Consider the following 13,950-nt stretch of genomic DNA (forward strand, 5'->3'; position numbering starts at 1 on the left):
TTTAAAACGCATCGGTTTTTTAATGAGTGGCTCGCAATCATGACCCAGCAACTAACGATTACCCGCCCCGACGACTGGCACCTGCACGTACGTGACGGCGCCATATTGAATGACGTGGTACCCGCGACTGCTGCGGTATTCGGTCGCGCCCTTATCATGCCCAATCTGGTACCGCCGGTGACCACTGCCGACCAGGCATTGGCCTACCGCGAGCGTATTCGCAACGCGGCTGGCAACAGCCATTTTGAACCACTGATGACCTTGTACCTGACCGAAACCACTACGCCAGAGTGCGTACGACAAGCCAAGGCGCAGGGCGTAGTCGCTGCCAAATTGTACCCGGCCGGGGCCACCACCAACTCGGATTCCGGTGTTACCGATGTGGCCAACATCTTTCCGGCACTGCAGGCCATGGCCGATTGCGGCATGCTGCTGCTGGTACACGGCGAAGTGACCGATGCCGACATCGACATTTTTGATCGTGAAAAAGTATTTCTGGAGCGGGCTCTGGCGCCGACACTCGCGGCGTTTCCCACCTTAAAAGTGGTTTTAGAGCACATCACCACCGCAGATTCCGCCGATTTCGTGCGTCAGCACCAAGGCGACAACCTGGCGGCCACCATTACCCCCCAACATCTGATGTACAATCGTAACCATATGCTGGTTGGCGGTGTAAGGCCTCACTTGTACTGCCTGCCCATTCTTAAGCGCAATCGCCATCAACAGGCGCTGCGTGAAGCAGTGGCCAGCGGCGACAAACGATTTTTCTTGGGCACTGATTCCGCACCCCACGCCAAAGACCGCAAAGAGACGGCGTGCGGTTGCGCCGGCTGCTACTCGGCATTTGGCGCTATCAGCCTGTACGCACAAGTATTTGAAGAGTTGGGCGTGCTGGATAAATTTGAAGCTTTCGCCAGTTTTAACGGTGCCGATTTTTATGGCCTACCGCGTAACACAGACACCATAACGCTGGTACGCGAGCCCTGGACCATGCCTGACGAGCTGCCGCTAGCCGGTGGCAGCATCGTGCCATTGAACGCCGGTGAAACCATTTACTGGCGCCTAGCGTAATCCTTCATTACATTACCTTTTCACATAGCGCCATCGTTGGAGTTTGAGTGACCGAAGAAAACAGCCAAACGCACCCCATGTCCCGTCGCTTTCGCGGGTTTCTTCCTGTTGTCGTAGATGTTGAAACGGCCGGATTCAACCCCGCCAAAGACGCGCTGCTAGAAATAGCAGCGGTTATGGTCACCATGGACGAAAACGGCTTTCTGCACCGTGGCGAAACTTACCTGCAGCAGATAGACCCCTTTGAAGGCGCTAACTTCGAGCAGTCGTCGCTGGACTTTACCGGCATAGATCCGTGGGACCCAGAGCGTGAGGCAGTGCCGGAACGCGAAGGCCTGAGTGAAATATTCAGTCCGATACGCAAGGCGATGAAGGCCTTTGACTGCAAACGTGCGGTTCTTGTGGGGCATAACGCCACGTTTGATCACAACTTTGTATTCGCCGCTAGCATGCGCGCAGACATCAAGCGCAACCCGTTTCATCCGTTTTCGACGTTTGATACCGCCACCCTGGCAGGTCTGGCTTATGGCCACACAGTGTTGGCCCAAGCCTGTAAACTGGCTCGCATCCCGTTTGACAGTAAAGAAGCGCACTCTGCGGCTTACGACGCGGAAAAAACCGCCGACCTTTTCTGCAGTATCGTTAATCGCTGGCAGGAACTTGGGGGCTTTCCACCCCCGCCTTTCGAATAGTGTTATTGCAGAATTGAAAAGTTGCGGTAACAAAAAAGCGGCGATGCTAATGCACCGCCGCTTTTTTGTTACCCGTAATAATGTCTGTTACCAGTGAATGCCCCGCATAATGGCTGCAAATGCCACCTGGTCAGTGGATGCCCCCTTTTCAATACTTACCTCTTTGCCTTTTTTTGGCATGGAGTCCGGGAACATTTTATAGCCGGTATTCATTAGAATTTCACTCGCCTTGGGTGCCAACGCGTTCAATACCTGGGCGAACACACCAAGCCGCGTCGCAATACGCTTGGGCCGGCAAACAATTGCATTTACCACCATATCCGCGGCTTCTTCCGGGCTCAATGTGGGCACCGAATCGTAGATTTTGGTGGGCGCTATCATCGGTGTTTTCACCAATGGCATGTTGATGGTGGTAAAACAAACGTGCCGGTCTGACCATTCCGCCGCGGCACAGCGGCTAAACGAATCCAATGCCGCTTTAGAAGCCACATAGGCCGAAAAGCGCGGCGCATTCGTCAACACACCAATAGAAGAAATATTGATGATGTGGCCACGGCGACGTTCTAACATGGCCGGTGCAAAGCCCATGATCAAACGCAACGAACCAAAATAGTTCAGCTGCATGGTGCGTTCAAAGTCGTGGAAACGGTCAAAGGACTTGTCCAATGAGCGGCGTATGGAACGGCCGGCATTGTTTATCAGCACATCCACCGCACCATGGTTTTCGCTAACGGTCTGAATAAACCGGTCACAAGCGTCCATATCCGCAAAGTCACACTGATACGCATGTACGTCGGCGCCTCGCCCGTTTAATTGCGCGCTCACTTGGTCCAACGTCTCTTGGGTACGCGCTCCAATTACCAGAATCGCACCCGCGTCCGCCAACTTTTCCGCAGTCGCCAGGCCAATACCAGAGGTGGCGCCGGTTACCACGCACACTTTACCTTCCACAGTGCCGCGCAGAGTGCGGTCTTTGAACAGGTCGGGGTCCAGATTGCGCTCCCAGTAATCCCAGATCACCGGAGCATAGTCTGGCAGGCGGGGCACTTCTATACCGGTGCCCTGCAACACACGCTCGGTTTCGCGGGCATCAAAACGGGTGGGATAGTTGATAAAAGAAAGCACCGACGCAGGGATACCCAAATCATCCAGCAGAGCGCGGCTCATACGCTTTACCGGCGGCAGATTTTTCAGGCTCTGGCGAATAAACGGTGGCACAAATCCGAACATGCGCGAATCAATACGCATACCCATTTTGGGTGCGTGGCCCGCCTCACAGAATATATTGAGTATTTCACCTACCTTGTACGGGTCAGAATCCACCAGATGGAAACATTTGCCGTCTTCGCCTGGCAGGTGAGCGATATGGTCTAACGCATCAGCCACAAAATTCACCGGCACAATATTCAGGCGGCCCCCTTCAAGACCAATGGTGGGCACCCACTGGGGCAGCGCGCCACGAATCTTCTGAATCATCTTGAAGAAGTAATAAGGTCCGTCGACCTTGTCCATCTCACCAGTAGCGGAGTCACCAATCACCATTCCCGGGCGGTAAATGCGGAACGGCAACTTGCACTCGTCGCGCACCACCCGCTCAGACTCGTGTTTGGTGCTGAAATAAGGGTGGTCCAGCTTACCGGCCTCTGCAAACATGTCTTCACGGAAGGTGCCTTTAAACAGACCTGCTACCGCGATGGACGACACGTGATGAAAAGTTCCGGCCCCAAGCGCCTCGGCTGCGGCCACGGCAGCATGAGTGCCATCAATGTTGGCGGCTTGCTGTGATTCTTCACTGGCAGACATATCGTAAATGGCCGCCAGGTGAAAAAAGTGATCAATCTTTCCACTCAGCTGCTTCAATGTTTTTTTATCAAGGCCAAGGCCCGGGGCCGTCAAATCACCGACCACCGCCTTAATCTGCTTTTCATCAGCGCCCAGCTTCTCCCGCAAATCCGCCAGCTTTTGCACCGACTGCTCACGCACCAGTACATGAACGATAGCACCACGCGCCAGCAACCTGGCGATCAAAAATCGACCGATAAAGCCGGTGCCACCTGTTACAAAATAATTCATGCAGTATCCGCCCTAATTGTTACGTCATTGTAAAAATAAGTTATAGCAGTATTTGCGTATAAAGGCCCAAAGCATTGAGATTTTAGCAACCCATGACCATCAATGCGATAATCAGGAACTTTCGACGCACACCCGCGTCTGTTATCCATCGTATCTGTTGTTTGGAATGACTTCATGTCCCAGAAAAACCCCAACGCCGAGCGCTACATTGCCATCGCGCGCGCCTGCCTGAAAGCCATCAACGACACCGCCGCCAAAGCGGGTGATCGGGAGCAGAAAATTCAGGCCGTTTACGAAGCCATAGACACCGCGTTTCAAACCGAATTCAAAAGCCAGCGCCAGACTGTTGCGGTTATGGCAACAGTACTGGAACGCATTGCCTCTGGCGAACTCAGCGCAGACAAAGCCGCCGACCTGGCGCGCAAAACCTTAAATCAGCAACCACAGACCCACGGCAAAACAAGGATTCACTGAAATGACGCCTGCCCTGACGCGCCCATTACGCCGAAACCCATTCTGGCCTGCAGCCCTGACGTTCTTATGTCTGTTAGTCGCCAGTTCATTGAGCCTTGCCGCGCAGGAACCGACGAAAAGCCCCAATGACGCCAACCTGTATCGTTATTTACAATTAGATAACGGCCTGCGAGTGTTACTGGTGTCGGACAAAAGTGCAGACAAGGCCGCCGCGTCTTTGAATGTAGCCGTTGGCAGCGGCGACGACCCCGCCGATCGCGAGGGCCTGTCTCACTTCCTGGAACACATGCTGTTTCTGGGCACCGAAAAATATCCGGAACCCGGCGAGTACCAGCAGTTCATCGCCAGCCACGGCGGCAGCCACAACGCCTTTACCGCGTTTCAGGACACCAACTACTTCTTTGACGTACAAGCCGAATTTCTCGAGCCGGCTCTGGACCGTTTCGCCCAGCAGTTCTCCGCACCCCTGTTCACAGCCGAACTGGTAGATCGCGAACGCAACGCCGTGCATTCCGAATACAGCTCCAAACTCAAAGAAGACGGCCGCCGCTTTTTTTCAGTTCGCAAAGCGGTTACGCCTGCCGAGCACGCCTTTCACCAGTTTGCCGTGGGCAACCTGACCACCCTGGAAAATAGCGAACAAAGGCCGTTACGTGAAGACCTGGTCACATTCTGGCGTCAGCACTACTCGGCCAACCTGATGAACCTTGCCGTTTACGGACCGCAATCGCTGGATCGCCTGGAACAACTGGTGCGTGGCCGCTTTGAGGCTATCGAAGACCGCAACCTGACACAGAAGCGCCACAGCGCGCCTTTGGTTGATCGTAAGCAACTACCCACAAAAGTGACCGTAGCGTCGCTGAAAGACATCCGCAATATGTCCCTGGTATTCCCTATTGCTTCACAACAGGATCAATACCGTACCAAGCCAGAGCGCTACGTGACCAACCTGCTAGGCCATGAAGGCCCTGGTAGCCTGTTTGACGTGTTGAAACGTGCGGGCCTGACCGAAAGCCTGTCGGCGGGCCTGGGAATGGACACCGGCGATGGCGCCACACTGGAAATCTCCATGGCCCTCACCAAACAAGGTCTGGAGCAACAAGACACCATCCTTCCTCTGGTGTTCGCCTACATCGATAAAGTGCGCAAAGATGGCATCAGCGAGCAACGTTTTGAAGAAATGCGCAAACTGGCCGACATCGATTTCCGTTTTAACGAAAAAAGCGATCCCGTACACCAGGTAATGCGCCTGGCCGGGCAACTGCAACTCTATCCAGCAGCCGACATCCTGCGCGCGCCCTGGTTGATGGAAAGCTACGCCCCCGACCAGTACCGCGAGATTCTTGAGCAACTCACCACCGACAACCTTCTGCTGTTTGTGCTGCAACCCGAGCCCGATCTGGGCAAGGCTCGCGCTACGCAGTGGTATAACACCCAGTGGCAACAGGAACCCCTAAGTGCTCAACAATTGAACCAACCCGCCAACGTCGCTCTTGCCAGCCAGCTTGCGCTGCCGCAAGCCAACCCCTTCATACCGGAAAACCTTGCCATGCTCAGTGGCAACACCATGACCCAGCCCGAGCACTTGCTGAGCGCTGATGGTATTGCGAGTAATAATGGCAACATTGAACTGTGGTACGCCCGCGATACCCACTTCGGCACTCCCAAAGCCAACGTATACCTCAGCCTGCGCACGCCTATGCCGCTGGAGTCCGCCCGCAACGCTGTACTGCTGCGATTGCTAACCGACGCCCTGAATACCAACTTGAACGCCTGGGCCTATTCCGCGCACCTGGCCGGGCTGGATTACAGCATTTACCCCCATCTGCGTGGGTTAACACTGAGAGTGGGTGGCTACAGCGACCAAGCCAACACGCTGCTGGGCCAGATTTTACAACAGGTAGCCGACCCGGAACTGACCCAGCAACGCTTTGACATCGCGCGCCAGAACCTTGTGGACAGCTTGATGAATGAATCCCGTAATCCTCCCAGTGAACAGATTGCCGACTATATTCAAACCGCACTTCTGCAGGGCGCCTGGCAGACCAAAGACAAGCTAAAAGCTGCTCAAGAAGTCACCCTGAATGACCTTCAAGCCTTCCAGCAACAGCTAATGACCGGCCTGGACCCTGTCATGCTGGTTCACGGCAACCTCAGCGCCGCGTCTGCGCTGAACATGGCCCAACAGGCACGGGCTCTGATCATGGCCGACAGCCAGTACACGAGCGTAGAACGCAGCCGCATACGCCAGATTCCCGCAGGCGAAACACGCGTGAATCTGGACATAAGCCACCCGGATGCCGGCTACACCTTGTACCTGCAAGGTCCGAATAGCAGCCTGGCAGAGCGCGCGCAGTATCGGCTACTAACTCAGATTATCCGCAGCCCGTTCTACGAGAACATTCGCACCCAGCGCCAACTGGGCTACATCGTTTACGCAACATCATTCGAAATGCTGGAAACCCCGGCGCTCGCGTTAGTCGTGCAATCTCCAGACACCAACCCGCAGGCTATTGATGCCGCTGTGGACGAGTTTATGGAAAGCTTCGCCAGTGCCCTGGCAAGTATTGGAAGCAAAGAGTTGGAGCAGGAAAAGCAGGCTGTTATCAGCGGCATACTGGAACAAGACCGCCAGCTGGGCGATATCTCCGGGCGCTTCTGGCAGGAAATTGACCGCGGTAACAGCAACTTTGACTCCCGCGAGCAACTGGTCAAAGCGATTGAAAATGTCAGCCTGGCGCAATTGCAAAGCACTTTCCGCACCGCATTGGAACAACGTGAGCGGGCGTTACTGGTCACTTCGGAAGGCCAGATTACAGACGTAAGTGCAAACAAAGCCCCAGAAGCAAGCCAGACCGCGCCAGCAAATCGCGGCAACGCAGACGAACAAATGCAAAAACTCAGAGCCCAGCCGCCAGTCACCGAGGGATAACGGCTCTTGAAACAACAGAGGCAGCGATTTCAGCCAACAAACTCACGCTGAAATCGCTGCCAGTCTTCAGCTTCATCCACATCCCAGCGCATGGGTAACAAGCCAACGCTCAACCCCGCACTTTCCAGTTTTTCACAGGTTTGCCGCAAAACATGCTCGCTACCCCAGCGAATGCCATCCAACATGCCAGGCACTACCTTACGCGCGCCAATCAACACATAGCCCCCGTCTTCCGACGGCCCCAACACCACATCAACGTGAGTCAGCTTTTCAGCGGCCAGAAGAACATGAGCTGCATCCACTGACGGGCAATCACTGCCGACAATTATGGCGTATTTATGACTATGCAGAGCACCACACAAAGCCGCGGCCATGCGATCACCAAGGTTGCCATCGCTCTGAAAACGCTGCTGTACGCATTGCCCTTGCAACTTTTTCATCACGTCAGCGGCTTCTGGCGGGGGCGCACGATCACAGTCCCACCAGAGCTGCAGCGGAAAAGCCGTCGCCAGCAAATTATCCAGCACCGCCAAGGTTAACTCGCAGTGCGCCGCCAGAGCCCCCTGCTCGCCCAGTGCGGGTATTAAACGGGTTTTTACCTTGCCAGCTTCAGGCCATTTGGCGAACTGCATGACCAGCGGCTGGTCAGAGTTGTTTTCATTATTGGGCATTACGCACATCCAATCGGTAGGCTTGGGCCAAAGACTCAGCAGACTCACCGCGCCAATAACGCCAGCGCAGCCGCCACATCAGCACAATCGTTGCCCAGGCGCCTTGTTGTTGCCAGCGCCGACTGTCTGTCGTTACCGGGCTTGGCACGCAGAAAGGACGCGACACATCGCGTAAACGCCGCGACAACTCAACATCTTCCATTAACGGCTGGAGTGAAAAACCGCCCAGGGCTTCAAAGGTATCGCGGCGTACAAACATCGCCTGATCGCCGGTACAAATACCGGTCAACCGCGAACGCTTATTCATAAACCAGGAAATCACACGAAACAGCGGCCGCGAGCCACTTAAACGTACATCGAATCGCCCCCACGCGTTCGGCGTTGGCAAAAATGCCTGCAATTGCTGCACGGCATCCGCAGGCAACATCGTATCCGCATGCAAAAATAACAACACGTCACCCTGGGCAACCGCAGCACCGGCATTCATCTGTGCCGACCGACCCAACTCCGCACTCACCAACTGGTCACACACAAGCCGGGCCAAGCCTTGCGTACCATCGGTGCTGCCGCCATCCGCCACAATCACCTCGTGGCCTTGGGCCTGAAGCAGCTGCAGCGACTGCAACAAAGCCCCAATCGCAGTAGCCTCATTCCATACCGGCACAATCACACTCAGCTTTACATCCGCTTTCAAATCCGTCATTAAAGTATTAATCGCGCCGCTTCCAAGAATAAACAACCCGCGCAAGGCCTTGAGCCACGCGCCTCAGCCCGTTATCATACCGCCCTTCTTGGCATTACGCCTTCGTAGCTCATCTGGATAGAGCGTCCCCCTCCTAAGGGGAAGGTAGCAGGTTCGAGTCCTGCCGAGGGCACCATCTTCAGGTAGTCGGTTCGAATTCCCTTATTTCTGACTGTCTTGTACTGATATCAAAAACATGAAAAAACTTTCAACCCCTCCTGAGCTTTAGGTCGCAGATTCTGCTCTTGCCTGAGCAACAGCGAATCGAGGGGCTTGGAACCTGGTTTACGGCCTGGTTAGAGATCTTACCACCCACGGTCCATGGCTCTCCGAATGCTGAAATATTCCGAGATACCAGCGGGAGCCCCTCCAATATAAGCGCCATAGCACCGATCACCTTCTTCCTGAGCCGTTTGCTACAACGTTATGTGTCAGAAGCGATTACTCGCTATTTTTAGGTACAGATGTAATTGTTAAAGGCCTGATGTGGCGCCTGCACGGTGCTGGTTCCTCTAAAGTGCTTCAACAATTTCTGACAGTAACGCGTATCTGAAACCCAAAACAGGCACTTTTTATGCTTAGCCAGCGTGCGTTAACCTACCTAAACGAAGTCATTCGCCGCGGATCCATAAGGCGCGCTGCGGCCTTCTTGAATGTCGATGCTTCCGCCGTTAGCCGTCAATTAAAAGCACTTGAAGAAGAGTTGGATACCCGACTGTGTGAGCGGCACGGGCGTGGAATGCGGGCGACCGCAGCAGGTCAACTACTTGTTCATCATTTCCATACCCAGCGGGCTTCAGAAGAAGCCGTACTTTCCCAACTCATGGCACTTCAAAACTTGGTAAAAGGGGAAGTTCGCATTGCCGTGGGGGAAGGATTTATCGCTGACTTAATTGCCGCACCTTTGGGCACTTTCATGTCGGCTTTTGCAGGTATTAATGTAGAAATCCGCATGGCAGGTGTTAATGATGCGATGTCGCTGCTCAAAGATCGTGAAGTCGATATAGCGCTACTTTATGCACCACCGGTAGATCCACAGTTTTTCTGTCATGTGGAAACGCGCCAGCCACTCGATGTCATCGTGCCTCCTAGTCACCCGCTAACGGAACTGAATCGCCCTGTGACGCTGAATGATCTAAAAAATTGGCCCCTTGCGTTAATGGATAATCCTTTCGGTATGCGACAAATGGTCAATATGGCGGCTCACCAAGAGCGCGTTCACCTTGAAGCTCGCCTACATACAAACTCTGTATCCGTTTTAAAAAATTTCGTCCGTTCAGGAATCGGAGTTACGTTTATGCCGGAGCTCACAGTAATCGATGAAATAAACCGTGGAGAAATTTTCACGCTACCTATGCAATATTCTGTTATGAACGATACCCGAGCGCAGATTGTGAGCCTAAAGGGCCAAGAGTTAACGATAGCGTCAGCCGCCTGTATCGATCATTTACAAAAAGGAATGCGTTTTTTCTCGGCCGACGCACCTCGACTGTTGCAATAAAGTCCACACTTTAGGTATTGCATAGTCAACACTTCAACACCTAATCTTCTGACAGGCATCCCTGATAAATCTGTGTGCTCGCACGTAGTACCTCGCAACTAATGACAATAAAACAGGAAACTTACTATGATGACACCAAAATTTTCACCCAAGCGACTCATTTCAGCTTGCCTAATTGGCTCCGCCTTAATGGCTGGAAATGCCCTTGCAGCAACCAAAATTAATCTGAGCTACAACGGAGCCCCTGACCTAGAAAAGAACGCCGTTCACGTTTTCGCCACTAATCTAAAAGAGTTGGTTGAAGAAAAAACCAACAACCAGCTTGAGCTGGCGCTGTATCCCAACAGTATGCTGGGAGAAGAGCAGGAGCGCATGGAGCAGACTATGAGCACACCGTCGCTCAACGTAGCCTCCTTTGCTGGAGTTTCACCTCTCGTCGACGAAATCTTCGTCAGCGCCATTCCATTCCTGTTCGACGATTTTGCTGCGGCACGTAGCTTTTTCGATGACGGCAAGTATTGGCAGGGAGTCGGCGATGTTCTGCAGGAGCGTGCCGGTATCGATATGTTGGCCGTCGTGGAAGAAGGCGGCTTTTTGGCGTTTACCAACAATAAAAAACCCATCAGCCGCCCTGAAGACTTTCAAGGCCTGCGTTTCCGCGCCATGGACCCGAGCCAGGTTGCGCTCTATGAGGCATTTGGGGCATCCGGCACACCCATCCCCTGGACCGAAACTTATATGGCCCTGCGGACGGGTGTAGCTGACGGCCAAATGAACCCGCCAATGTACATTGCCCTGGCCAGCCTTCATGAAGTGCAAAAATACCTGACTCTTGCGAACATTCAGTACTCCGATCAATTCCTAGTGGGCAATAGCGAGATGATTGCGAATTGGGACGACGAGGTTCGCAACGCCTTTATGGAAGCCGTCGCCGAGGCTAACCATAATGCCCGAAAGCATAATGAGGACCAGGTTGAAAAGCGGATTGCTTTTCTGGAAGAGCAAGGCATGGAAGTTATTCGCCCTTCTGAAGAAGACCTGACTGCTTTTCGCAACATTGGCCAGCCCGCCTATCTTAAATGGCTAAAAGAGCGTGACATTGAGCAACGCTGGATTGATATGGCGCTGAAAGATGCGGGCATGAACGGTCTGGTCGACTAACAACGGTTAATACCTTTGCCACGGCAGAGGGCTGGTGCCTCGCCAGCCCTCTATTTTTTTGTGCTTCATGGAATGCTGCAATGCTCAATAAGCTTCGATCCCGCCTACTGGCTAAAAGCTGTCCGTCCACCCTAACCCTGGCAGGGGTCTTATTATCCCTCAATGTTGCGGCCATTTTGTTTGGCGTTTTTGCACGCTACATAGCGGGTGGCGCCCCCATATGGACAGATGAGCTCTCTCGCTTCTTGATCATAGCCACCGTCATGATCGCGGCTGGTGCGGTCTGGTCGGAAGGAGGCCACATGCGCGTCGGTCTCCTGGAAAAACTGCTTCCAGCTCCATTCGCTCGCTTGCTGAATCTGTATCAATGGCTGCTTACTCTGCTAATAGCCGTGGGTGCAGCATGGGTAAGCTACCGCTATGCGCTATCGGTCAGCATGTTTACCACGTCCGGGCTTGGCATTAGCCGCACTGTGCCACTGCTTTCGTTGCCCTTTGGCTTTTTATTACTGGCGTGGCATGTGCTTCTCTACGGACCTGCGCCCCTCAAATCCATAGAGGACCAGATATGATTCTCAGCATGCTGGTTGTTTTTCTTATCCACGTTTTGCTGGGCCTTCCTTTATTCATCGCATTGATTACGACGGCGATAGTCGGTTTTTTGTTTGTCGATCCCTCGATGATTCCACGGATGATGCCTCAGCAGTTTTTTAGCGGTATTAATGTGTTTTCCCTGATGGCTATTCCGCTATTCATCTTCGCCGGTAATCTGATGAACGTCAGTGGGTTAACGGAACGTTTGATGGGGCTGGCACGCCTGATGGTTGGGCACTTACGGGGAGGCGTGGGACACGTCAACGTCGTTTCAAGTGTTTTCTTTGCGGGCATTAATGGCTCAGCGGTGGCCGACACGTCGGCACTCGGTTCGCTTTTAGTACCCGCTATGGAGAAGGAAGGATACTCAAGGGCGTTTTCGGCTGGATTGACCGCGGGCAGCTCGTTGATAGGTCCGATCATTCCGCCCAGTATATTTATGATTCTCTACGCCTCACTAACGAACACCTCGGTGGGGGATCTTTTTCTGGCGGGCGTTATACCTGGTCTCTTGCTAGGTGTTGCATTCATGGGAATGAACGCTTGGTATGCCTGGCGCCATCGATTGCCAAAAAGTGGCAAGTTGCCATCGCTCGGCCAGCTTGGAGTAGCGTTTTTAGCGGCCCTACCCGCGCTTATCGCTCCCTTCATTATCGTTGCTGGCATTGTGTTTGGTTTTGTCACCCCTACAGAATCTGGAGCGTTGACAGCACTATATGTCGCTTTGTGCGGTATTTTTCTCGGTGGGTTACGTTTGAAGGAATGCTGGAAAGCTATCGTTGATACGGCACGCCTAACCTCTGCGATTTTTCTGATTATGGCGGCTTCCGCTACGATTAGCTGGCTACTCTCGTATGCTCAGGTTCCAGCGCAATTCGTGTCACTGCTTTCTCCCTATGTGGACAATGGCGTCGTCATTTTATTAATGCTCAGCGTTATCACCTTCTTCACGGGGATGTTTATGGAGGAAGTGTCGGCGTTGATGTTACTAACGCCAGTCTTTGCGCCCGTGGCAATGATGGCAGGAATCGATCCCGTCCATCTGGGTGTCATCATCACTCTGAATATTACGATTGCCTTAATAACACCGCCGTTGGGCGCCTGCGTTTTCGTGGCCGCGGCCGTTAGTCGGCTTGAGATTGTCTCACTGTTCAGAACCATTTGGCCCTTTGTGCTAACGGCTATTGCGGTACTTATTCTACTAATCCTTTTCCCACCGCTAACGCTGTGGCTCCCTACCCTGTTTGGATAAGACAATGCCTTTAAATACACTATTGAATGCCTTGCCATCTATACCCAGTTATTCAGCCCCGTGCTGGGAACAGTTGCGCTGCGCGCCCATTAAAGATAACGGTGAGCGCCTGGTACCGATGAGTCTCGCCCCTGCACCCGTCAAGGTGTTTCCCGCCTACGCTCGGATGGGCATTCCTGGTGCAGTACAGGAGTGTTTTGTGCGTGAAGGTGTCTATCGGGCTCTGCTAGCAGCAGCGCGCAGCTTACCCGACGGTATAGGTATCATCGTTCTGGACGGTTGGCGCCCATGGCAGGTACAGCAGTATTTATTCGATACCCTGCATGAAGCAATCCAACACCAACAACCTAGCCTCAGCGAAGCAGTTCTGCTTGAACAAACAAGAGAATTTGTGTCAGTGCCAAGCCGCGACCCTTTAGCTCCCAGCCCTCACCTCACCGGCGGCGCCGTCGATGTCACGCTATGCGATGCCGATGGTTTGCCTTTAGATATGGGCACTTTGTTTGACGAGGCACTGCCTGCCTCCCACAGCGACTATTTCGAGCAACTGAAAACACTGACGCCGCAGCAACAAAAAGCGCGGGATCATCGCCGCTTGCTTTACCACTCCATGCATCAGCAGGGCTTCACCAACCTACCCAGCGAGTGGTGGCACTACGATTTTGGCGATCAACTATGGGCTTATTATGGAGCCCATGATCACGCCCATTACGGCCCAGCCGAGCTGGACACCATTGAAAATCGCTGGAGTAAACAGCTGGGATAATTGTGTAACGAACACCAGCCC

Annotated in this window: 12 protein-coding genes and 1 tRNA gene; 10 read left to right on the forward strand and 3 right to left on the reverse strand. The window is 53.5% G+C overall.

The features are described from left to right. Positions 1 to 39 precede the first annotated feature (39 nt). Positions 40 to 1,071 carry a dihydroorotase gene (pyrC, locus tag MIH18_RS04995; RefSeq protein ID WP_249008321.1) on the forward strand — a complete coding sequence of 344 codons (1,032 nt, stop codon included), beginning with the start codon at positions 40 to 42 and terminating at the stop codon, positions 1,069 to 1,071. 47 nt (positions 1,072 to 1,118) lie between these two features. Then, positions 1,119 to 1,763 (forward strand): ribonuclease T, encoded by a 645-nt coding sequence (rnt, locus tag MIH18_RS05000; RefSeq protein WP_018403821.1) that lies wholly within the window; start codon positions 1,119 to 1,121, stop codon positions 1,761 to 1,763. Positions 1,764 to 1,850: 87 nt separating this feature from the next. Here the strand turns inward: rnt and MIH18_RS05005 are convergent, their stop codons facing one another. After that, positions 1,851 to 3,836, reverse strand: coding sequence for an SDR family oxidoreductase (locus MIH18_RS05005; protein ID WP_249014063.1), 1,986 nt, complete (start codon positions 3,834 to 3,836; stop codon positions 1,851 to 1,853). A gap of 174 nt (positions 3,837 to 4,010) precedes the next feature. Between MIH18_RS05005 and MIH18_RS05010 the strand changes: the two genes are divergently transcribed. Further along, positions 4,011 to 4,310 carry a hypothetical protein gene (locus MIH18_RS05010; RefSeq protein WP_249008319.1) on the forward strand — a complete coding sequence of 100 codons (300 nt, stop codon included), beginning with the start codon at positions 4,011 to 4,013 and terminating at the stop codon, positions 4,308 to 4,310. 1 nt (position 4,311) lies between these two features. Further along, the gene (locus MIH18_RS05015) at positions 4,312 to 7,242 is read left to right on the forward strand and encodes an insulinase family protein (RefSeq protein WP_249014064.1); all 2,931 of its coding nucleotides are present in this window, start codon (positions 4,312 to 4,314) and stop codon (positions 7,240 to 7,242) included. Positions 7,243 to 7,271: 29 nt separating this feature from the next. Here MIH18_RS05015 and MIH18_RS05020 read toward each other — a convergent pair whose 3' ends face one another. Both MIH18_RS05020 and MIH18_RS05025 read right to left on the reverse strand, forming a co-directional pair. After that, a complete protein-coding gene (locus MIH18_RS05020) occupies positions 7,272 to 7,913 on the reverse strand; it encodes a TIGR04282 family arsenosugar biosynthesis glycosyltransferase (RefSeq protein ID WP_249014065.1) in 642 nt (213 codons plus the stop codon). Then, positions 7,903 to 8,616: a TIGR04283 family arsenosugar biosynthesis glycosyltransferase gene (locus tag MIH18_RS05025; RefSeq protein ID WP_249014066.1), complete on the reverse strand. Its 714-nt coding sequence runs from the start codon at positions 8,614 to 8,616 to the stop codon at positions 7,903 to 7,905. Before MIH18_RS05025 ends, MIH18_RS05020 begins: the two co-directional genes overlap by 11 nt. Before the next feature lie 98 nt (positions 8,617 to 8,714). On the opposite strand from MIH18_RS05025, the gene MIH18_RS05030 reads away from it, so the two are divergent. From MIH18_RS05030 to MIH18_RS05055, 6 genes are all read left to right on the forward strand, one after another. Next, a tRNA-Arg gene (locus MIH18_RS05030) sits at positions 8,715 to 8,791 on the forward strand. A 438-nt stretch (positions 8,792 to 9,229) separates the two neighbouring features. Next, positions 9,230 to 10,156 carry a LysR family transcriptional regulator gene (locus tag MIH18_RS05035; RefSeq protein WP_249008303.1) on the forward strand — a complete coding sequence of 309 codons (927 nt, stop codon included), beginning with the start codon at positions 9,230 to 9,232 and terminating at the stop codon, positions 10,154 to 10,156. A 129-nt stretch (positions 10,157 to 10,285) separates the two neighbouring features. After that, a complete protein-coding gene (gene dctP / locus MIH18_RS05040; protein WP_349292905.1) occupies positions 10,286 to 11,317 on the forward strand; it encodes a TRAP transporter substrate-binding protein DctP in 1,032 nt (343 codons plus the stop codon). Between the two features lie 80 nt (positions 11,318 to 11,397). Next, the gene (locus MIH18_RS05045) at positions 11,398 to 11,889 is read left to right on the forward strand and encodes a TRAP transporter small permease (protein ID WP_249014067.1); all 492 of its coding nucleotides are present in this window, start codon (positions 11,398 to 11,400) and stop codon (positions 11,887 to 11,889) included. Beyond that, positions 11,886 to 13,163 carry a TRAP transporter large permease gene (locus MIH18_RS05050; RefSeq protein ID WP_249014068.1) on the forward strand — a complete coding sequence of 426 codons (1,278 nt, stop codon included), beginning with the start codon at positions 11,886 to 11,888 and terminating at the stop codon, positions 13,161 to 13,163. The genes MIH18_RS05045 and MIH18_RS05050 overlap by 4 nt, the downstream gene beginning before the upstream one ends. A gap of 4 nt (positions 13,164 to 13,167) precedes the next feature. Beyond that, positions 13,168 to 13,929 (forward strand): M15 family metallopeptidase, encoded by a 762-nt coding sequence (locus tag MIH18_RS05055; RefSeq protein WP_249008299.1) that lies wholly within the window; start codon positions 13,168 to 13,170, stop codon positions 13,927 to 13,929. The last annotated feature ends 21 nt before the right edge of the window (positions 13,930 to 13,950 follow it).

Origin of the sequence: Marinobacter sp. M3C, assembly GCF_023311895.1 — a bacterium.
In the GTDB taxonomy this organism is placed as follows: domain Bacteria; phylum Pseudomonadota; class Gammaproteobacteria; order Pseudomonadales; family Oleiphilaceae; genus Marinobacter.